Origin of the sequence: Aequorivita sp. KMM 9714, assembly GCF_011065475.1 — a bacterium.
Taxonomy (GTDB): domain Bacteria; phylum Bacteroidota; class Bacteroidia; order Flavobacteriales; family Flavobacteriaceae; genus Aequorivita; species Aequorivita sinensis.
This window is the reverse complement of the sequence record NZ_JAAGRO010000007.1, coordinates 25,973-46,428: the sequence shown is the minus strand read 5'-3', so window position 1 is coordinate 46,428 and position 20,456 is coordinate 25,973. Positions and strand designations below refer to the sequence as shown.

General features: G+C 35.0%; 18 protein-coding genes. 13 read left to right on the top strand and 5 right to left on the bottom strand.

Annotation, left to right across the window (positions count from 1 at the left end):
- Positions 1–89 precede the first annotated feature (89 nt).
- Together G3A46_RS13085 and G3A46_RS13080 are read left to right on the top strand one after the other, a co-directional pair.
- Positions 90–926, top strand: a complete 837-nt coding sequence (locus G3A46_RS13085) for a glycosyltransferase family A protein (protein WP_165150444.1) — start codon at positions 90–92, stop codon at positions 924–926.
- Complete coding sequence (locus G3A46_RS13080) at positions 910–1,317, top strand: FdtA/QdtA family cupin domain-containing protein (protein WP_165150443.1); 408 nt, start codon at positions 910–912, stop codon at positions 1,315–1,317. The genes G3A46_RS13085 and G3A46_RS13080 overlap by 17 nt, the downstream gene beginning before the upstream one ends.
- On the opposite strand, the gene G3A46_RS13075 is transcribed toward G3A46_RS13080, so the two are convergent.
- Entirely contained in the window at positions 1,308–2,246 is a 939-nt protein-coding gene (locus G3A46_RS13075; RefSeq protein WP_165150442.1) for a glycosyltransferase family 2 protein, read from the bottom strand. The genes G3A46_RS13080 and G3A46_RS13075 overlap by 10 nt on opposite strands.
- Positions 2,239–3,132: a glycosyltransferase family 2 protein gene (locus G3A46_RS13070; RefSeq protein ID WP_165150441.1), complete on the bottom strand. Its 894-nt coding sequence runs from the start codon at positions 3,130–3,132 to the stop codon at positions 2,239–2,241. Before G3A46_RS13070 ends, G3A46_RS13075 begins: the two co-directional genes overlap by 8 nt.
- A 111-nt stretch (positions 3,133–3,243) precedes the next feature.
- On the opposite strand from G3A46_RS13070, the gene G3A46_RS13065 reads away from it, so the two are divergent.
- The gene (locus tag G3A46_RS13065; protein WP_165150440.1) at positions 3,244–4,875 is read left to right on the top strand and encodes a S8/S53 family peptidase; all 1,632 of its coding nucleotides are present in this window, start codon (positions 3,244–3,246) and stop codon (positions 4,873–4,875) included.
- A gap of 73 nt (positions 4,876–4,948) precedes the next feature.
- On the opposite strand, the gene G3A46_RS13060 is transcribed toward G3A46_RS13065, so the two are convergent.
- Positions 4,949–5,632 (bottom strand): ATP-binding cassette domain-containing protein, encoded by a 684-nt coding sequence (locus tag G3A46_RS13060; RefSeq protein WP_139856241.1) that lies wholly within the window; start codon positions 5,630–5,632, stop codon positions 4,949–4,951.
- Positions 5,633–5,742: 110 nt separating this feature from the next.
- Complete coding sequence (locus G3A46_RS13055; RefSeq protein WP_165150439.1) at positions 5,743–6,204, bottom strand: hypothetical protein; 462 nt, start codon at positions 6,202–6,204, stop codon at positions 5,743–5,745.
- Positions 6,205–6,433: 229 nt separating this feature from the next.
- Between G3A46_RS13055 and G3A46_RS13050 the strand changes: the two genes are divergently transcribed.
- The 4 genes from G3A46_RS13050 to G3A46_RS13035 all read left to right on the top strand — a co-directional run bounded on the left by G3A46_RS13050 (position 6,434) and on the right by G3A46_RS13035 (position 13,542).
- Positions 6,434–9,448, top strand: a complete 3,015-nt coding sequence (locus G3A46_RS13050) for a tetratricopeptide repeat protein (protein ID WP_165150438.1) — start codon at positions 6,434–6,436, stop codon at positions 9,446–9,448.
- A 101-nt stretch (positions 9,449–9,549) separates the two neighbouring features.
- Positions 9,550–11,265, top strand: a complete 1,716-nt coding sequence (locus tag G3A46_RS13045; RefSeq protein WP_165150437.1) for a TonB-dependent receptor — start codon at positions 9,550–9,552, stop codon at positions 11,263–11,265.
- 84 nt (positions 11,266–11,349) lie between these two features.
- On the top strand, positions 11,350–12,987 hold the full coding sequence (locus tag G3A46_RS13040) for an amidohydrolase (RefSeq protein WP_165150436.1): 1,638 nt from the start codon (positions 11,350–11,352) through the stop codon (positions 12,985–12,987).
- A 60-nt stretch (positions 12,988–13,047) separates the two neighbouring features.
- Positions 13,048–13,542 carry a YkgJ family cysteine cluster protein gene (locus tag G3A46_RS13035; RefSeq protein ID WP_165150434.1) on the top strand — a complete coding sequence of 165 codons (495 nt, stop codon included), beginning with the start codon at positions 13,048–13,050 and terminating at the stop codon, positions 13,540–13,542.
- Between the two features lie 84 nt (positions 13,543–13,626).
- On the opposite strand, the gene G3A46_RS13030 is transcribed toward G3A46_RS13035, so the two are convergent.
- Complete coding sequence (locus G3A46_RS13030) at positions 13,627–14,883, bottom strand: DUF1343 domain-containing protein (protein WP_165150432.1); 1,257 nt, start codon at positions 14,881–14,883, stop codon at positions 13,627–13,629.
- A 9-nt stretch (positions 14,884–14,892) separates the two neighbouring features.
- On the opposite strand from G3A46_RS13030, the gene G3A46_RS13025 reads away from it, so the two are divergent.
- The 6 genes from G3A46_RS13025 (at position 14,893) to G3A46_RS13000 (ending at position 20,443) form a co-directional block, all read left to right on the top strand.
- Entirely contained in the window at positions 14,893–16,128 is a 1,236-nt protein-coding gene (locus tag G3A46_RS13025) for an FtsX-like permease family protein (protein ID WP_165150430.1), read from the top strand.
- An 80-nt stretch (positions 16,129–16,208) separates the two neighbouring features.
- The gene (locus G3A46_RS13020; protein WP_165150428.1) at positions 16,209–17,198 is read left to right on the top strand and encodes a pyridoxal-phosphate dependent enzyme; all 990 of its coding nucleotides are present in this window, start codon (positions 16,209–16,211) and stop codon (positions 17,196–17,198) included.
- A gap of 236 nt (positions 17,199–17,434) precedes the next feature.
- Positions 17,435–17,812, top strand: coding sequence for a DUF202 domain-containing protein (locus G3A46_RS13015; RefSeq protein ID WP_165150426.1), 378 nt, complete (start codon positions 17,435–17,437; stop codon positions 17,810–17,812).
- 52 nt (positions 17,813–17,864) lie between these two features.
- Positions 17,865–19,148, top strand: coding sequence for a DUF2851 family protein (locus G3A46_RS13010; RefSeq protein WP_165150424.1), 1,284 nt, complete (start codon positions 17,865–17,867; stop codon positions 19,146–19,148).
- 60 nt (positions 19,149–19,208) lie between these two features.
- Positions 19,209–19,439, top strand: a complete 231-nt coding sequence (locus G3A46_RS13005) for a PspC domain-containing protein (RefSeq protein WP_139856226.1) — start codon at positions 19,209–19,211, stop codon at positions 19,437–19,439.
- Entirely contained in the window at positions 19,436–20,443 is a 1,008-nt protein-coding gene (locus G3A46_RS13000) for a potassium channel protein (protein ID WP_165150422.1), read from the top strand. The genes G3A46_RS13005 and G3A46_RS13000 overlap by 4 nt, the downstream gene beginning before the upstream one ends.
- The last annotated feature ends 13 nt before the right edge of the window (positions 20,444–20,456 follow it).

The window sequence follows — 20,456 nt, the reverse complement described above, 5'->3', positions numbered from 1 at the left end:
TATGTAATATTCTCTAATTTATTATTTCGATTTCGATTTCAACTTCGATTTCGATTTCATTTTCGATACATTTGCTTAAACGAAAATTGATGCCCGAATATACATATAAAACCACAGATTTGGAGATTTTGGTGGCGACCATGCACCGAACATCCTTGGACTTTCTAAATGCTATGTTTGCGGAATCTGGAATGGAAGGGTTTAAAGTGTTGATTGTTAATCAAACGGATGAAAACTCAATATTAGAATCTAGTAACCCAAACATTCGTGTAATTAATTCTTTTGAAAAAGGACTTTCAAAAAGTAGAAACCTAGCCATTCAAAATGCAATTGGGCCATTGTGTTTTAATACAGATGATGACGTAGTGTTTATGAAAGGCTTTGCAGCGGTAATTGTAAAAGCTTACAATACACATCCAAACCCAATAATTACGTTTAAAACGCTAACTACTCAAGGAAAAGATTATTGGAAGTATCCTAAAAAAGGGATGGTTCACAACAGGTTTGTAACTCAGAAAACACTGTCTATTGAAATATCATTTAAGCTTTCTGAGGTCTTAAATAAAAATTTGTTTTTTGATGAACGATTTGGACTAGGGGCACAATTTGAAGATGCTGAAAACTTTGTTTTTCTTACCGATGCAAAAAAGCTTGGATTAACGCCATATTTTTATCCTGAATATATAACCATACATCCTCCACTATCTTCTAGTGATGATGTAGAAAGTGATAGACTGCTGTATGCTAAGGCGGCTATAAAAACATATGACTATGGAATTTTCAGTTATATTTGGGTGTTCAAATTTGTGTTCTTTATCTATAGAAAAAAATATATTTCACTGTCGGAGATTCCTCATAAAATAAAAATTGGATTCAAAAGTATAGCCGATTACAACAAAACAAAACCAAATGAAAAATACAATTGATAATTGCCAGGTGTTAGATATTCCTAAAATTGCCGATCATCGTGGAAATTTGGCGGTTATAGAAGGAGACACCTTACCTTTTGATTTTAAGCGTGTGTATTATTTGTATGATGTTCCTAGTGACGCCCATAGAGGAGGACATGCCCACAAAGAACAACAAGAGTTCCTAATAGCAGTTAGCGGAAGTTTTGAGGTAATACTGGACGATGGAGTAAATAAGAAAACAGTTACTTTAAACAAGCCTAATAAAGGATTGCTTATTCCTACAGGTATTTGGCGTGAACTTGGCGATTTCTCTTCAGGAGCGATTTGTGTGGTGTTTTCTTCAGATGTTTTCTTAGAGTCGGATTACATCCGTGAATATTCAGAATTTGAGAAATTTTACCGATAAGTACTGAAATAGAAGCCAGATTGATGTAAAAACTCTTTAAACGCTTTCGACTTTATTAAAACTTGCCTTGGTAGGGAAAGTAATAATTTTTGTTTGGCGTTTAATCCTTCCAAAATCAATTTGCTTTTATACTTTTCAAAATTTGCTTTATCTCCTGCTAGTTTATACTGAATTGCAATAGAATATCTGTGTACATTTAAATATTGCTTTAGTGCCGGATTGGTTTCTGCTTCTTTGTCATAAAGATCGAAGTCTGGGTAAATTCGTGATTTTAAGCTACTGTGATTAAGGCGATTGTTCGAATCTAAATTTATAACAGTAGATACTTTATTTGAAAAAGCCAAAGGTGCTTTTAATGCAGCTCTTATCCATAAATCTGTATCTTCAGAGAAAGTTATATCGGTATTATGACCTCCAAGGCTCTGAAAAAACCGCTTTTTAAACCCGACACTTGAAGGATGTGCTGCAGAATCGGCTAGGCTATATTCAAAAAAGTTTACCTGCCCAATCCAATCATCAGTCATATCAGAAAAAGGAGTGATTATTCTTCTTTTTAATTTGGTGTTGTATTTTACTTCGTGAGCAGTTGAAAACCACATAGCATCAGGGAACTTAGCTAAAATAGCATCTATGTTTTCTAAGTGCCAAGGCAACCAATAGTCATCTGCATCTATCCATACAACATTTTCTGAAGTGGCTTTTGCTACTGCATAATTTCGTGTGGATGCTAGACCTTCATTTTCTTTGCTATATATTTTTATGCGACTATCTTTAATGGATTCTGCAACTGCTAAACTGTTATCTGTAGAGCCATCGTTAACTATTATCACTTCAAAATCTTTGAAGGTTTGACTCATAACGCTTTTTAGAGTGGATGGAAAATCCTCTTCTTTGTTATATAGTGGTATAATTACAGAAAATCTAGGCATTTTGCTCTTTCTTAAGTTGAATGTAATAGTTTAATCTATAAAGATCGAACCAGAATAAATTTGGATTATCAGAATTGAAATTACGCTCCATGGTTTTTCTAAACCTAGAAACTATGAAACTAAAGCTATTTACTAAATGATACTTATTAAGTTTTATAAATGCTTTTTGAATTGGCATAATATCATTTTCTAAAAACGCTTTCTTTTCAAGTGTAACAATAGTTTCAACGGCTTGTAGTGCTTTCTTAATGAATTTGCCATTATCTTCTAATCCATAATGAATTACAGGGTTGTCTATATGTATAACTTTTATCTGCTTTTTCTTAATGTTACTCGATAACACTAAATCATCTCCGTAAAGGTTATCCAGCATTGTATTAATTTCTAAAAAGCATTTTTTTAAAATAAGAATATTAGCAGATACTATAAAATGCGATTCATTTTGTCTTTTAGAAACAGATTTTTGTTCTCTATTTACACCATAAATATAACGGAGGTTCTCGTTTTTTTTAGGTTTTACTCCATCGTAAGTAATTCCCCCACATATTATCTCTGCATCTAGATTTAACTTCGAAATATATTCATCAATAAAGTCAGGCCTCAAAGGCATCACATCTGCATCTAGAAATAGTAAACTTTCAGCAGCTGCATTTTGAGCTAATAGATTGCGTATTGCGCTGCGTCCAATGTTTTTCTCTAAAGTTTGAAATTTGCAGTTCCTTAAGAGATTAATTCTTAAGTTTTCTTGTAAATATTGCTTGTCGGTAGAAGCGTCATCCATTACCAAGATTTCAAAATCAATATTTGACTTTTCGCACTGTAAATACAAGGTGTTTACTAATGGAAATATATTGCAATTGAATGTAGGTATTAAAATGGATATCATTTCGCTAATCGCTTTTCAACTTGCTAAAATACGCTAAAGACTTTTAGAAATTAAGTAACTAAAGGCAAAAGTCAAGCGAACTTCTTATCTTGTCACTAATTTTGCTAAACTATGAAACATTACCTGATAGTTATATTTTGTTTAATCATCTCCATACCCTCCATAGCACAGAGTGATTCTTGGTTTTATTTAACTGCAAGAGATTCTACCGTTGAGGTGCCCTTTGTAAAAGAAGGGAATTATTTAAAATATAGCGGCAACAATTCAAGGTTGAAATCTGTCCTCAAAAACTATAAGATTTCTGAATTCAAAAAAACCTATCGAAAAGCTAAAAAGGAAGATTTGAATGCAACATTTTTTGTAATTGCAGACAATTCGTTTTTACTAGAAGACCTACTTCAAACTTCTGGAGGTTTATTTAAAAGAGGGGAAATAATTCCTGACGAACAAAAGAAAATTTTTGAACCTAATGATTATGGGCTTACAAGTACGATAGGAGGGAATGAGGGGTTTGCCGTTAACCTTGATTATTTAGATTTTCTCGGATTGCCCGAAGCTTGGTATTACACTACAGGAGATAGTAAAACGGTTATAGGTATATCGGATGGTGCGATTGATACCACTAATATAGATTTAAAAGATAAAACGACGATATTCCACAAATCTCCCGATGTTGATGGTCATGGTACTTCGGTAGCAGCGATAGCCGCAGCCCAAGGCGATAACGGTTACGGTATTCCAGGCGTTTGTTATGATTGTGCTATCTACGGCACTACTTATGGCAGATTTAGAACTTTTGAAATACTGCAAGAGTTATCAAAAGCAGGGGCAAAAGTTATTAATTGTAGTTGGGTAGGTAGTTATAACACGCCAGAAGTGCAAGACGAGGTAAATGAAATGTTTGCGCGAGGCACTATACTAGTTGCAGCTGCCGGGAATCGTGGATGGGAAAGAAATAAAGGCGAAATGAGTTACTTTCCAGCTTCCTATGATAATGTTATTTCAGTTTCTTCAGTAAATTATAAATATGAAAATATTGAAGACAATATTTTAAAAAGCGATAATGAAAAATTTTATATCGAAAACATTCGTGGATATGTAGGGAGAACAGGAGGGTTTAAAAATAACGACATTACTCAAGCCGTTAGCACTTACCCTGTTTCAGTAACTACTTTAAATAAGGATGTGGATATTTTAGCGCCATCCAATGGGCAATTGCGTTTTACTCATAGTATTAAAGAAGGAAAACCTGTTTATATTACTATTGAAGCAACTTCACCTGCAGCGCCATTAGTTTCAGGAACTATAGGGTTGATGTTTTCGCTTTACCCTTGTTTACCAGTTACAGAAGTTGAAAGTATTTTAAAGATGACATCTACTAATATCGATCATATTGAGGCTAACAAACCTTTTGCCGGAAAATACGGAGCAGGGATGCTACATACTGGACGGGCTGTAAAAATGGTATTTGATATGTTTGCTGAAAAAGGCCCTGTTACAATTGAAAACCAAAGTTTTAATCGATGGGATTTTAAACTCACTTCTCACGCTGAAGTAATACTGCAAAATCAAACTTTTAAAGACGATGCCAGTTTAAACCTAACGTCTAAAAAAGGAATTACAATTGGAAAAAATACTGTGCTAAAGCCAAATGTGAAAGGGAAAATCCACCTAAAAATAGATCCAACACTACAAAAAGAGTGTGAGCTTCAATTACGCAATCCAAGTATTATGAAGGATTGAATTTGAATTGACGTTTTGTATAACGTCGTTTAGAACTAAGACTTTTACTACCAACTAAAGACTACCAACTTTTTTATACTGTTTTCTGCACAACTTCAAAAATCTGATTTTCGTCGCATTTTAGCGTTTTTGAAGGGTATTTTAGTAGTAAGGCATAATCGTGAGTTGCCATTAAAATAGTGTTTCCGTTTTTGTTTATTTCACGTAAAACTTCCATCACTTCAACACTCGTTTGAGGGTCTAAGTTTCCCGTAGGCTCATCGGCAAGAATTAATTCAGGGTCGTTTAATAGAGCTCGAGCAATTGCAATACGTTGCTGCTCTCCTCCAGAAAGCTGATATGGGTATTTAAAAGCTTTGGTTTTCATTCCTACCTTGTCAAGCACTTCGTTTATTCTATTTTCCATAGCAGCCTTATCCTTCCAGCCGGTTGCTGTAAGTACAAAATGCAAATTGGCGTTTACCGTACGGTCGTTTAACAACTTAAAGTCTTGAAAAACTACCCCTAACTTTCTTCTTAAAAATGGAATATCTTTTTCTTTTAAAGTAGCCAAATCGTATCCAACAATATCTCCCTGACCTTCCTTAAGCGGTAGATCTCCGTAAAGCGTTTTCATAAAACTACTCTTTCCTGTCCCAGTTTTTCCGATTAGGTAAACAAACTCACCTTTATCTACAGAAACAGTAACGTCTGAAAGCACCAAATTATCTCCTTGATAAATTACGGCATCTTTTAATTGTAATACGTGGTTGGACATTTTTAAGTTGTATGTTAAGCGTTAAGAGTAATAAGTGTTTAAGGTTTCCCATTGAAGCCGAGAGACAAAAGTAATTTGAATTACGGCAAACTGCAACAGATTACAGCGACTTATTTATTATCGGAAATTTTTTCTTTTAAAGCATCAATTTCTTTTTGCTGCTGAAGTGTGTACAGTGTTAATTCCTCAATTTTTTGAAGAAGTAGCAAGTTCATTTCTTTTAACGAAATGCCTTCCGCTTTCATTGTGTTAGCCGATGGGATATTTGGCAAGTGGTTGTTCTCTTTTAAATACAATTCTAATTCCTCTAATGAAATTAAGTTGTATTCTGGCATCAAGCTAGAAGTGCCTGTAAAGTATTTTTCAAAAACATAATCAGGTGCGACCGCTCCATCCAAATCTACTAAAACCTCTTGGGTGTGTATTTTTCCTTTTACAGTTAATAATTCGTCTGGATTTGAAGTGCCAATTCCTATTTTACCGTTTTTCTCGGTTAAATTCTTAAAAGGATTGCGTTGGGCAGTGGCGGAAACAGTCAATAAAACCACACTCATAATTAATAACTTCTTCATAACAACAGGATTAATGATTTAAAAATTTTAAAATTACAGTATTTTTTTCAAGTGTTTTAATCAATGGTAAATTCTCTTTTAGCTTTACATACTTATTTCCCATTTACAGCGTTATCTTCTAAGGAAAATCACTCTTAAAATTATTCGTTAATTAAACCTTAAAAGTTACAGTATAGAAGAAAGCTACACTTAAAGTTAAATATCTTTACGCATTCAAAAACTGTAAATAATGATTAAGAATTTTCTAGTCTTTTCGCTTTTTCTATTCCTTTCATTTTCATCTTTTTCACAGCAAACAGCCGTGTTTACAAATCACCTGGCAGAATTCAACCAGGCTTTGGAGATGTATAATAATGGGCAGTACTTAGCAGCCCAAAGTCTTTTCGATAAAATAAAAAATAGTTCAGATGATGAAACAGTGCAAAGCGACTGTGCTTACTACATTGCTAATGCAGCTGTTCGCTTAAATCAACAAAATGCCGATCAATTAATGGAGTCGTTTGTTGAAAATCATCCTACTAGTTTAAAACGAAACTCTGCATATATAGATGTTGCAAATTACTATTTCGATAACGGAAAATATTCTCACGCTCAAAAATGGTACAACAAGGTTGATGAATCTAGCCTAAGCCGAAGTGAGAAAGAGCGTTTTAACTTTAATAATGGATACGTTTATTTTAAAGCTAAACGTTACGACGAGGCAAAAAACTACTTCAATAGAGTGATTACATCACAAGAATACGGTTCGCAAGCAAAATACTATTTAGGGTTTATCGCTTATGAAGGTGATGATTACGAGGAAGCAAATAAAAATTTTGAAGATGTAAAAGGGGAGGAGCGCTATTCGGAAGACTTAAGCTACTACCAAGCCGATATGAACTTTAAACTTGGCAACTTTCAAAAAGCAATAGATATGGGAAAGGAGCAGTTTAATAATTCTTCTCCTGCCGAAAAAAGCCAACTTTCAAAAATTATAGGTGAAAGCTATTTTAACCTAGGGCAATACTCTGAAGCTATTCCTTATTTAAAGGAATACAAAGGAACGCGTGGTAAATGGAATAATACAGATTATTACCTGCTAGGTTATGCGTATTACAAAGAAGGAGATTTTGAAAAAGCTATTGGTGAATTCAATAAAATTATTGACGGAAAGAATGCAGTTGCGCAAAACGCTTATTACCATTTAGCTGAAAGTTATTTAAAACTGAACAAAAAACAAGAAGCATTAAACGCTTTTAAAAATGCTTCAGAAATGGATTTCAGTGCCGAAATTCAAGAAGATGCGTATTTAAACTATGCAAAATTGAGTTACGAGATTGGGAATAGCTACAAAAGTACGCCACAAGTTATTCTTTCTTTTATAGAAAAATATCCAAACAACGCTAATAACGATGAGCTTAAAAAGTTACTGATAGACAGCTACATCACTTCAAAAAACTATAAAGAAGCGCTTGAGTTACTGGAAAACAACAAGAATTTCGCAGATAAGGCAGCTTACCAAAAAGTTGCTTTTTTCAGAGGAATAGAGCTTTATAACGAATCGAATTACAACGAAGCTATAGTCTATTTCGATAAGAGCTTGAAGGAACCACAAGACCAAGACTTCACTGCTCGCGCAACATATTGGAAGGCAGAAAGTGATTTCCAATTGGCAAACTATGAAAAGTCTTTAAATGGTTATAACAAGTTTGCTAAGTTAGCAGGCTCCCAGAATACTTCAGAATATAAAAATTTGAAGTACAATTTAGCTTACAATCAATTCAAACTAAAAAATTATGCTGATGCTATCTCAAACTTTAAAAGCTATGTAAGTTCATCTTCGGCGGAAAACGTAAGAAAGAAAGATGCTTATTTACGTTTGGGAGATAGTTATTTTGTAACGAGTCAATACTGGCCGGCAATGGAAAATTACAATGCTGCAGTTGAATTAGGCGGTAATAACGACTATGCAGAATTCCAAAAAGCTATAAGCTATGGTTTCGTAGATAGAAGCGAAAAGAAAATAGAGGAGTTAATTGCGTTTTCTAAGAAATATCCAAAGTCGGTTTACCGTGATGATGCTTTATACGAATTAGGAAATACGTATGTAGCTCAAAATAAAAACACAGAAGCTATTTCGGCTTACGATCAAATGATTCGCGATACGCCAAACAGTATCTTCGTTCCGAAGGCATTGCTTAAAAAAGCGCTTATTTACGACAACACCGGAAGGAGTAATGAAGCTTTAGCTATTTTTAAACGAGTAGCGAAAGATTTTCCATCTACACAAGAAGCTTTACAAGCAGTATCGTCTGCAAAAATCATTTATATAGACCAAGGTAATGTAGATGAATATGCACGTTGGGTAAAAGGATTAGATTATGTGCAAGTTGGCGATACAGAGCTTGATGATGCAACTTATCTAGCAGCGGAACAACCTTATCTAGAAAACAAACAGTCACAAGCACAAGGTCGTTTTCAAGAATATTTAAAGGAGTTTCCAAATGGTCAACACGCTTTAAAAGCACACTTCTATTTAGGTCAGATTTATTTTGCAAACAAAGCTTCAGATAAAGCTATTCCACATTTTGAATATGTTGTAAATCGCGAGAGAAGCGAATTTACAGAACAGGCCTTATCGAGAGTTTCAGAATTGTATTTAGGGAAGCAAGATTATAAGAATGCTTTAAAATACTTAACAAGATTAGAGGTTGAAGCAGATTTTCCACAGAATATCATCTTTGCGCAGACTAACAGTATGAAGGCTTCTTACGAGTTGAAGAAGTATGCTGAAGCAGTAAACTATGCTGAAAAGGTTTTACAGAATTCAAAAATTGATAACTCCATTAAGAGTGATGCGCAAGTAATTATTGCACGTTCTGCGATGAAAACAAACAACGAAGCTAAAGCTAAAACAGCCTACGCCGAAGTTCAAAAAATTGCAACAGGCCAGCTTGCTGCTGAAGCCTTGTACTTCGATGCCTATTTCAAAAACAAAGAAAGAAATTATGAGGCTTCAAATGCATCGGTTCAGAAATTAGCTAAAGATTATTCGGGATATAAGCTTTATGGAGCAAAAGGTTTGGTGCTAATGGCTAAAAACTTTTATGCGCTAAACGACGCGTATCAAGCAACTTATATTTTGGAAAGTGTTACTAAAAACTTCACTGAATATCCAGAAGTAGTTGAAGAAGCTAAAGCAGAATTAGCACTGATTAAAAACGCTGAAGCAAAAACAAATTCATCTGTAGAAACCGGAAACTAAAAACCTCTGCGCTCTCTGCGACTTTGCGGTGTAATTTTTACCGCTGAGACTCCAAGGACGCAAAGAAATCATTAAAACAATAAATATAAATTTTTGAAAATATGTCCATAAAACAAATAGTTTTATTTTCAATCCCAGCATTATTTCTTTTTCATTTTTCTGCAAATGCACAGGAAAAGGAATTAGATCCTGAAGTGGTAAATATTGTAAAACCATATACTCCAACTATTTCAGATGCTTTTAAAGTAAAGGAAACCCCGTCCTTAAACGATTCGGTTTCTACCGCTAAAAAAGATGTGAAGTATAGTATATTTTCTGTTCCTGTAGCATCAACATTCACTCCTGCAAAAGGAAAAGCTACAAATGTAGAAAAAGCGAAACCTGTTAAGTTGTATGATAATTATGCCACCTTAGGTTTTGGGAATTACACTTCAATTTTAGGAGAGTTATACAGTAATTTCGAAATAAGCCGTACAGATAATGCTGGTTTCTTTTTCAGACACAATTCTTCACAAGGCGATATAAAAGGGGTGAAACTAGACAACCACTATTACGATACTAGCCTTGACGCAAACTACACAAGTAGGCAAAGGGATGTTACCTATAGATTAGATGCAGGAGTAGAACATCAATTATTCAACTGGTATGGAGTTCCAAAAGGTTATTATTCAGATGAAGACCTTGCTAGAATTGATACGAAACAAAACTATTTAAGCGGATATGTGGGAGGTAGCATTGCTTTAGACGATTCATTTTTTGATAAAGCAGCGGCTTCTATACGTTATACCGGAGATTCGTTTTCTTCTTCTGAGCTAAATGCTAAGTTGAAACCAGAATTCTCTTTTCCTTTAGAAAATGTAACCTTCAAACTTGATGGGGATTTAGATTATTTGATGGGGAGTTTTGATAAAGATTATTCAGGCTCAACCGATATAAAGTACAGTTATTTAAATGTAGGACTAGCGCCATCTATCAACTTTGTAAATAACGATCTTAGTGTTTCTTTGGGGGTTGCAGGATATGTGAGTTTAGACACTGAAAATAGCGACACCAACTTTTCACTTTATCCAAAAGTGAATGTTTCGTATAGATTGCTTGACGAAACTGTAATTGCGTATGGTGGTGCAGAGGGTGGAATTAAGCAGAACACCTATTATGATTTTAAAGAGGAAAATCCATTTGTTTCCCCAACCTTAAATATTGCACCTACTAAAAAATTATATGAAGCATTTGGAGGGATTAAAGGAAAGCTTTCTAATGCTTTCGCTTACAACGCGAGAGTATCTTATGGTAAAGATGAAAACAGTGCTTTATTTCAATCAAACGATATAAACTTTACTACTTCACAAAATGAAGGATATCATTATGGAAATTCATTTAATGTAGTTTACGACGATATAAATACATTAGCGTTTTTCGGAGAAGTTAAGGTTGATGTTTCAGGACAATTTTCCGTTGGGGTTAATGCTAACTACTACAGTTATAGTACCGATGTGCAAAGTGAAGCATGGAATTTACCAAGCTTAAAAGCTTCTGTATTCTCTAATTTTAATATTACTGAAAAACTGTATGGTAGTGCATCCTTATTTTATGTTGGAGAGCGCAAGGATGTATCAAACGCCGGATTCATAGGGGAGGAAATTACCTTAGACGGATTTGTTGATGCTAACCTTAGTTTTGGCTACAGATTTACAGATAGGCTTTCAGCCTTTGTAAAAGGAAGCAATTTATTTGGCGAAAACTATAAAAAGTGGATGAATTATCCAGTTCAAGGAATTCAAGGCCTAGCTGGAGTTACGTATAAATTTGATTGGTAATCACTTTTAAAATAACACTTTGAAAACATCCGTCTTTGGCGGATGTTTTCTATTTTTACAGCTTTACTAAAACACTTCATTCCGATGAAAAAACTATTATTCCTTTTACTTACCGTCTCAATTTTTTCCTGTGCGCCTGAGAAAATCCCTGCCGATTTACTCATTAAAAATGCGACAATTTACACAGTAGATAAAGATTTTAGTGTGGCGAACGCGCTAGTTGTAAAGGATGGGAAAATCTTAGAGATAGGCCTAAAGCCTGAACTAGAACTAAAATATAAAATAAAGGAAACCTACGATGCAAAAAACAATACTGTTGTTCCTGGGTTAATCGATGCACACGCACATTTATATGGTCTAGGTTTAGGCTTACAAAGAGTAGACTTAATTGGAACTAAGAGTTATGATGAGGTTTTAGAACGAGTTGTAACATTCCAATTGGAGCAGAATGTAGATTACATCATTGGACGCGGATGGGATCAAAATGATTGGGAGGACAAAAACTTTCCAACTAAGGAAAAATTAGATTCACTTTTCCCAGATACTCCCGTGGCATTACGACGAATTGATGGTCACGCCCTTTTAGTAAACTCTAAAGCATTGAAATTGGCTGGAATTACAGCAAAAACTAAAATGCCAGGTGGGGAAGTTATTTTAGAAAATGGCCAGCCAACAGGGGTGTTAGTGGATAGCCCTATGGAATTGGTTTTTAAAACGTACCCAGAAATAACAAAAGAAGTTTCGATTGAAGCGCTTTTAGATGCAGAAAAAGAAGCTTTAAAATATGGGCTAACTACTGTAGATGACGCAGGCTTAGATAGAAATATTATTGAATTGATTGATACACTTCAAAAGCAAGGAAAATTTAAGCTTAGAATGTATGCAATGGTGAGTAATAGTCCAGAGAATTTAGATTATTATTTAGATAAGGGGACCTATAAAACCGACAGGCTAAATGTGCGTTCGTTTAAAATCTATTCCGATGGAGCATTAGGTTCAAGAGGAGCTGCAATGCGTGAGCCTTATAGTGATATGCCGGGCCATTACGGAGCAATGATGACTTCTTCTGAACAGTTAAACTCTATTGCAACCAAGTTGGCTAATTCAGAGTTTCAAATGAATTCACACGCAATCGGTGATTCGGCAAATATTGCTGTTTTACGTGCCTACAAAAAGGCATTAACTGGTGAAAATGATAAGCGTTGGAGGGTAGAACACGCTCAGATTATTTCGATGGAAGACTTTGAATATTTCAACGACCATAACAATGTACTTCCTTCTGTACAGCCAACACATTGTACAAGCGATATGTATTGGGCAGAAGATAGAATAGGAGCAGAGCGAATGCAAGGGGCTTATGCTTACAAGGGTTTGTTAGACAAGGCTGGAAGTATTGCATTAGGAACCGATTTTCCTGTTGAACACGTAAATCCGATGTATACATTCTATTCGGCTGTAGCGAGAAAAGATTTAGAACACTTTCCAGAAGAAGGCTTCCAAATGAAAGATGCGTTAACACGTGAGGAAGCGTTAAAAGGAATGACTATTTGGGCAGCTTTTGCAAATTTTGAAGAAGATGAAAAAGGAAGTATAGAGGTAGGCAAGTTTGCAGACTTTACAATTCTAGACAAAGACATAATGACTGTTGATGAAAAAGAATTACCAAACACTAAGGTGGTTGCGACTTTTATTAATGGCGAATTGGTTTACGAAGCTGAATAAATAAAGACTTTGCGGTAAGAATGCACCGCAGAGGCGCAAAGAGCGCAAAGAAATATTGAAATGAAGAACATTCTAAATCAACTTCCCCAAAAAGCAAAGGAAGCCGAAGCCGAAAACAAGAAGTTTTTTGCCAAACTAAAAAAGAAGCCACCCAAGCATCTCGATACTTTGATGCAAGAGCTACACGAGGAAGAGTTTGAACGAACAGATTGTCTTACTTGTGCCAATTGCTGTAAAACTACTGGTCCGCTTTTCACCGATAAAGATATCGAGCGTATTTCTAAGCATTTTAGAATGAAACCGCAACAGTTTATTGAAACCTACTTGCGGATTGATGAAGATAAAGATTACGTACTGCAAAGTGTTCCCTGTACCTTTTTAGGTGCGGATAATTACTGTAGCATCTACGACGTACGCCCAAAAGCCTGTCGCGAATTCCCACATACCGATAGAAAAAAGTTTCAGCAGATTTCTAACTTAACAATGAAAAACGTAGCTATCTGTCCAGCAGCTTTTAATATTGTAGAGGAAATGAAGAAACGCTTGCCGAAGTAAATAGTGGCTTCGATTTCGCTCAGCCACCAAAACCGGCCTTTTAACGGAGATTGAATAGGGTCATTGAGCGGAGTCGAAATGAAATTATTTATACAACAAATACTTCTCTCTTACTTTTCCAAATTCATTAAGTCCTTCCTTCCAAGTTGCTCGAATTTCTTCGGCAGTAAGACCTTGTTCAATTTGTTGTTGTAGTTTTTTAGTACCTGCTAGTTTTACGAAAAATGAATTGAAAAAATCTTTCTTTCTGCCATTGGCATTGTAGGCATCAATCAACCACTCTAAGTTGATTTTATCAAGTTTAGGTTCATTTCTTAAGTCTTTCCCGTAACAAAGTTCTCCTTTAAATTTTGGGTTTTTTGCCCCTTCATTTGATTGTGGAGTATATGTGAAATTATATTTTGAAGCAGGTAAGCTCGGCGCTCCAAATACTTGAAATTGCATATCGGTACCGCGACCAGCATTTATAAATGTACCTTCAAAAAAGCAAAGACTAGGGTAGAGGTTTATGGACTGAGCATTCGGTAAGTTTGGTGAAGGTTTTATAGGAAGTGAATACTCCATTTTATGATTGTAATTTTTCATAGTTACCACACTCAACTCACATTTTATACTGTTTTTTAACCAGCCCTCGCCATTTATCATTTTTGCGTATTCGGCTATTGTCATTCCATGTACAATAGGAATTGAGTGCATCCCTACAAAACTTTGATTTTCCGCTTCTAAGATTGGGCCGTCAATATAATGTCCGTTTGGGTTTGGACGGTCGAAAACGACAACAGGAATCCCTGCTTCAGCACAAGCTTCCATTACATAATGCAATGTAGAAATGTAGGTGTAAAAACGCGCACCAACATCTTGTATGTCAAAAATCACGACGTCAATTCCTTTTAGTTGTTCTTGTGAAGGCTTTTTGTTGCTGCCATAAAGTGAAATTAATGGAACACCCGTTTTTGAATCTACGCCGTCTTTTACGTGTTCGCCAGCATCGGCAGTTCCGCGGAAGCCGTGCTCTGGAGCAAAAACTTTTTTAACCGAAACATTTTTAGAAATTAAAAAATCTACCAAATGCTGATTTTCACTTTCTAAAAAAGAGGTTTGATTTGCAACCACACCCACATTTTTACCTTTTAAAAGGTCAGAATACAGTTGAAACTGTTCCGCCCCAACGACAATTTCTTGGTCACCGAATGATGCCAAGGTGTCGTCTTGAGTCTTGGCGTTTGCTACTTGGTTCTCTTTTCTCTCTTCTCGCTGCTCTTTCTTCTCAGTAGAACTTCCGCAAGAAAAAATGGTTAAAACAAGCAATAAAACTGTATTTTTGAAGAAATTTAAGCCCATATAATCGTAGTGAATTTCGAATTTTTCATCGCTCGGCGCATCGTTGCTTCCAAGGACTATAAAAGTAGTATTTCGGCACCGATTATAAAAATTGCAATTACAGCAATTGCGTTGGGTATTATTATGATGCTTATCTCCATCGCCACAGGTGTTGGACTTCAAAAAAAGATTCGCGAAAAGGTTTCAGCTTTTAATGGCGACATTGTTATTTCCAATTTCGACACTAACTTTTCCAACGATTCTCAAAATCCTATCTCAAAAAATCAGGATTTTTATCCAACTTTCAAAAACATCAAAGGCATTAAACACGTGCAAATTACTGCTTCCAAAGGTGGCGTAATCCGTACAGAAACAGATTTTGAAGGTGTAGTTGTAAAAGGAGTAGGCAGCGATTACGATTGGGGGTATTTTGAAGACTATTTGGTAGATGGAAAACTCCCAGATTTTAAAAGTGATTTAAATTCGGAAATATTAATTTCAGAATATTTAGCAAACAGACTTCATTTTAAGCTTGGAGATAGAGTCACTACATTTTTCCTAAATGATGATGTTTCTAAAACACCCCGTAGTCGAGGTTTTGAAATTGTAGGGATTTACAATAGCGGCTTTCAGCAATTTGATGAACAGTTTATTATAACAGACATTCGCCACATACAGCGTTTGAATAAATGGGAAGATAACCAAATTGGCGCTTTTGAAGTGTTTGTAAACGATTTTGATAATATAGTTCCTATCGGAAACGAGGTTTATAATGAAACCAGTAGCACGCTAGACACACAGACTATCCGTCAGAAATACGCCTCTATTTTTGAATGGCTTGATCTTTTTGACTTTAATATTATTATGATTATAGGGATTATGATATTGGTGGCGGGTATTAATATGATAACGGCTTTATTGGTCTTGATATTAGAACGCACCCAAATGATAGGAATTCTAAAAGCTCTGGGAAGCAGCGATTGGAGTGTTAGGAAAGTGTTTCTATACAACGCGATGTATTTAATTGGCGTTGGTCTTTTTTGGGGAAATGTGATAGGAATTGGCTTACTGCTAATTCAGAAGTACGGTAAAATCTTCAAATTAAACCCAGATACTTATTACGTAAACGAAGCTCCTGTTTATTTAAGCTTAGACTATATTCTTATTTTAAATGCAGGTACTTTTCTACTGTGTTTAATAATGCTTTTAATTCCTTCATTTATTATTTCAAAAATATCTCCTGTGAAGGCTATTCGGTTTGAGTAAAGTTTTGGGTTATTTAATTAATATTTCATAATTCTGAATTCTGAATTAAGAATCTTACCTTTGCACTCTTAAAATTTGTTATGGAATACGCAGAAAATATACTAGGTACTATTGGGAACACACCAATGGTAAAAATCAACAAAATAATTGGAGACATTCCTGCTTTGGTACTTGCCAAATACGAAACTTTCAACCCTGGAAACTCGGTAAAGGATAGAATGGCATTAACCATGATTGAAGATGCTGAAGCTGATGGTAGGTTAAAACCAGGGGGAACAATTATAGAAGGGACTTCTGGAAACACCGGAATGGGTCTTGCACTTGCAGCAATCGTTAAAGGCTACAAAATGGTTTGTGTAATTAGCGATAAACAGAGTAAGGAAAAAGTTGATATTCTTAGAGCGGTAGGTAGCGAAGTAGTAGTTTGTCCAACAGATGTAGCTCCTGAAGATCCACGCAGTTATTATTCTGTTTCAAAAAGATTAGCAGAAGAAACACCTAATAGTTGGTATGTAAACCAATACGACAATCCAAGCAACGCCAAAGCACATTACCAAAGCACAGGGCCGGAAATCTGGAAACAGACAGATGGAAAAGTAACGCATTTTGTAGTTGGAGTTGGTACTGGCGGAACAATTAGCGGTGTCGGTAAATACCTAAAAGAACAAAATCCAAATGTGAAAGTTTGGGGAATTGATACCTACGGAAGTGTTTTCAAAAAATATCACGAAACTGGGATTTTTGACGAAAACGAAATCTATCCGTATATAACCGAAGGAATTGGTGAAGACATTCTACCGAAAAATGTAGACTTCAGTATTATCGATGGTTTTACGAAAGTTACCGATAAAGATGCGGCAATTTACACTCAGAAACTTGCTAAAATGGAAGGTTTCTTTTTAGGGAATTCTGCAGGAGCAGCGATTAAAGGATTACTTCAATTAAAAGAGCATTTTACAAAAGATGATGTGGTTGTAGTTCTTTTCCACGATCACGGAAGTCGTTACGTTGGGAAAATGTATAACGACGACTGGATGCGTGAGCAAGGTTTTGTAGAAGACGAGGAATAAGTAGCTAAGATTAATCCTTCATTATAACTGATTAATCGGTTATAAGGCTATAAGTTTTATTTTTGTATCTTAACTGAACTGCTCTAGAGAGTCTACTTAAGTAATCACCATAAAAGGGATTCCTTTTAGGTGTGAACTATGATGGATTAGGAAAAAGCCTACGACTAAGTATATCTTGACAAAGTTCAGGCAAACGGAATTCTCGGAGTAGAAAAAATTAAACTTTAACTGTAATAATGAAAAACGAAGCCAAAAAACTTTTCCGCTTTCTACGTACTAAGCCTGTGCCAACAAATACCAATGAGATTTTAGCATTGGAGCGCACAAAGTTAGCCAACGAGCGAACGTTGCTTTCATACATACGCTCCTCGTTATACCTGCTAATAGGAGGGATTGGGATATTACAGTTAAAAGATTTTGAAAGTATAAAGTGGTTGGGATACGTAGCTCTTGGAGTTTGTGTTATATTTTTAGCTGTTGGTATAATCCGGTATATGCTACTTATGCGTAGGCTTTACAAATGGAATCGTATTTTATTTGTCGATACAATTCCTGAACCAGTAGAGAAAAAGCCACAACCTAAAGACTCTAGGGTTGAAGCGGAAGCCAAGTAATATTTCAGTATATTTACTTAGGCTTATTTAAAATTCTTAATGTTTTTTTGAAATGAACGAGGACTTTCTACATTATTTGTGGAAATTTCAGAAGTTCGACACAACTAAGTTTTACACTTCGACGAATGAGAAATTACACATTGTAAATCAAGGGAGCCATAACTTTAATTCAGGCCCAGATTTCTTTAATGCCCAAATTGAAATAGACAATCAACTTTGGGCTGGCAATGTTGAAATTCATATTAAATCTTCAGACTGGTATGCGCACAATCACGAATTGGATCCCGCTTATGACAATGTAATTCTCCACGTTGTTTGGATTCACGATGTTGAGGTTCATAGAAAAGACGGTTCAGTGATTCCGACTTTTGTAATTAAAAACCACACTCCAAAAAGTGCAATAACACAATATCAAAAGCTGTTTTCAAAATCTAAAAAATGGATTAATTGTGAAAACAACTTTGCTGATGTAAATGAATTTGTGATTGAAAATTGGTTGGAGCGGCTTTATTTCGAAAGACTTCAAAAGAAAGAAGCCTTAATTATAAGTGAGTTGGAAGATTCTCAAAATCATTGGGAAAGCTTACTATTTAAAATGCTGTGTAAAAACTTTGGCCTAAAAATTAATGGTGATTCGTTTTTTAGCATTGCAAAGTCGATCAACTTTTCAGTGGTAAAAAAATGTAGTCAGGATTTAGAGAGTTTGGAAGCGTTGCTGTTAGGGCAGGCAGGAATGCTCGAGGGAGATAAGGAAGATCATTACTTTAAAGCACTACAAGGTAACTACGAATATTTGAAGCACAAGTTTAAGCTTGAGAATAGTAGTGTAATAACACCAAAATACTTCAGGTTAAGACCTCCTAATTTCCCAACTATTAGGCTATCCCAATTGGCTAATCTGTATGCTAATAAAACAAATCTTTTTTCAAAAGTAATTGCTTCAGAAAAGCTAGATGAGTTATATAGTCTCTTCGATATTCAGGCAAGTTTCTATTGGAATAACCATTATAACTTTGGAGTTCCTTCCGCTAATAGAAAAAAGCAAATAACGAAAAGTTTTATAGATCTTCTTATTATCAATACTATTATTCCTATCAAGTTCTGTTATGCTAGGCAAGAAGGAAGGGATGCTTCAGAGGAGATAATAAATTTAACTTCTGAAATTGCTTCAGAAGAAAATTCTATTGTAAAAAAGTTTAATTCTTTAAAGTCTGTTTCTAAAAACGCTTATCAAAGCCAAGCATTACTTCAGCTTAAAAATGAATACTGCGATAAAAATAGATGTTTACAATGCGCAATTGGAAACTCGATTATGAATTCAGAAGAAGGAAAATAATAAACTTTTAATTTTGATTCCGTATTACTGTATTTAACTACAAAATTGTAATTTGCGAATATGTTGCAAGCCGTTTATAAATTACGTCACTACCTTGAAAAAAGAGGTTTTTATGTGTCTTCACGATTGGCAGACCGTTTAGGGATGCGTGCCAAAAGCGTTAGGCTATTCTTTATATATGTTTCGTTTGCCACATTAGGTGTTGGCTTTGCTATATATCTTACCATGGCATTTTTATTAAAACTTAAGGATCTTGTTAATACTAAGCGTACTTCAGTATTCGATTTATGATTAAAAAATTCAATTCAAAAATAACCGTCGCGCTGCTTTTGCTGCTTATTGTTTTTATGTCGGGTGTTTTTGGATTCCATTTTATATCTGAATACAGTTGGATAGATGCTTTGTATATGACCGTTATTACCATAACAACGGTTGGTTATGGAGAGGTTATGCCTTTGAATCCTCAAGAGAAAGTTTTTGTATCTCTTTTTATCATTTCGAGTATCTTTATCGTAGGTTACGCTATCTCCGTAATTACAGAATATATTATCAGTAAAAATATGGGGCATTTTAGAGAGAAAAAAGTCCTCAAAAAATTAAAGGCTATGCAAAACCATATAATAGTTTGTGGATATGGGAGAAATGGAAAACAAGCTGCTCAAAAACTTCTAGCTTATAATAAGCCATTTGTGATAATAGAAAAAGATGAAGAAGTAATCGATCGTTTTTCTAATGAAAAAATACTTTTCGTTTTAGGGGATGCAATAGAAGATGATGTTTTACTGAAAGCTGGAATTGAAAAAGCTTCTACACTAATTTGTGCTACTCCTAATGATGCCGATAATTTATTTATGGTTCTTTCTGCTAGGCAGATGAATAAGAACTTGAAAATTATAAGTCGTGCTAGTGAAGAGACAAGTTATAAAAAGCTAAAGCTTGCTGGCGCTGATAATGTAATAATGCCAGATAAAATAGGAGGCGACCATATGGCTTCGTTGGTTGTGGTGCCAGATTTAGTTGAGTTTTTAGACAATCTTACGGTATCTGGGGAACAAGATAGTATTAACGTAGAGCAAATCCCTTTCGAAAAAATGTGTCCTGATGGAAAAGAACAAGCTATAAAAGACTTAGATGTTCGAAAAAAAACCGGGTGCTCTATTATAGGATATAGAGCTCCTACAGGTGAATATATAGTAAATCCTGAACCTTCATTATTGATACAAAAAGAATCAAAATTAATTTTGATTGGGCGTCCTGAACAAATTGAAAGTCTTAAAAGAGAATACGGGGTTTAGGAAAGCCTTAACA

What these genes read in the sequence shown, in the direction of transcription:
- G3A46_RS13080 (WP_165150443.1), top strand. Translation starts at nt 910, where the DNA reads ATGAAAAATACAATTGATAATTGCCAGGTGTTAGATATTCCTAAAATT.
- G3A46_RS13030 (WP_165150432.1), bottom strand. Translation starts at nt 14,883, where the DNA reads ATGGGCTTAAATTTCTTCAAAAATACAGTTTTATTGCTTGTTTTAACC.
- G3A46_RS13010 (WP_165150424.1), top strand. Translation starts at nt 17,865, where the DNA reads ATGAACGAGGACTTTCTACATTATTTGTGGAAATTTCAGAAGTTCGAC.
- G3A46_RS13000 (WP_165150422.1), top strand. Translation starts at nt 19,436, where the DNA reads ATGATTAAAAAATTCAATTCAAAAATAACCGTCGCGCTGCTTTTGCTG.
- G3A46_RS13020 (WP_165150428.1), top strand. Translation starts at nt 16,209, where the DNA reads ATGGAATACGCAGAAAATATACTAGGTACTATTGGGAACACACCAATG.
- G3A46_RS13075 (WP_165150442.1), bottom strand. Translation starts at nt 2,246, where the DNA reads ATGCCTAGATTTTCTGTAATTATACCACTATATAACAAAGAAGAGGAT.
- G3A46_RS13040 (WP_165150436.1), top strand. Translation starts at nt 11,350, where the DNA reads ATGAAAAAACTATTATTCCTTTTACTTACCGTCTCAATTTTTTCCTGT.
- G3A46_RS13045 (WP_165150437.1), top strand. Translation starts at nt 9,550, where the DNA reads ATGTCCATAAAACAAATAGTTTTATTTTCAATCCCAGCATTATTTCTT.
- G3A46_RS13005 (WP_139856226.1), top strand. Translation starts at nt 19,209, where the DNA reads ATGTTGCAAGCCGTTTATAAATTACGTCACTACCTTGAAAAAAGAGGT.
- G3A46_RS13050 (WP_165150438.1), top strand. Translation starts at nt 6,434, where the DNA reads ATGATTAAGAATTTTCTAGTCTTTTCGCTTTTTCTATTCCTTTCATTT.
- G3A46_RS13060 (WP_139856241.1), bottom strand. Translation starts at nt 5,632, where the DNA reads ATGTCCAACCACGTATTACAATTAAAAGATGCCGTAATTTATCAAGGA.
- G3A46_RS13015 (WP_165150426.1), top strand. Translation starts at nt 17,435, where the DNA reads ATGAAAAACGAAGCCAAAAAACTTTTCCGCTTTCTACGTACTAAGCCT.
- G3A46_RS13085 (WP_165150444.1), top strand. Translation starts at nt 90, where the DNA reads ATGCCCGAATATACATATAAAACCACAGATTTGGAGATTTTGGTGGCG.
- G3A46_RS13065 (WP_165150440.1), top strand. Translation starts at nt 3,244, where the DNA reads ATGAAACATTACCTGATAGTTATATTTTGTTTAATCATCTCCATACCC.
- G3A46_RS13035 (WP_165150434.1), top strand. Translation starts at nt 13,048, where the DNA reads ATGAAGAACATTCTAAATCAACTTCCCCAAAAAGCAAAGGAAGCCGAA.
- G3A46_RS13055 (WP_165150439.1), bottom strand. Translation starts at nt 6,204, where the DNA reads ATGAAGAAGTTATTAATTATGAGTGTGGTTTTATTGACTGTTTCCGCC.
- G3A46_RS13070 (WP_165150441.1), bottom strand. Translation starts at nt 3,132, where the DNA reads ATGATATCCATTTTAATACCTACATTCAATTGCAATATATTTCCATTA.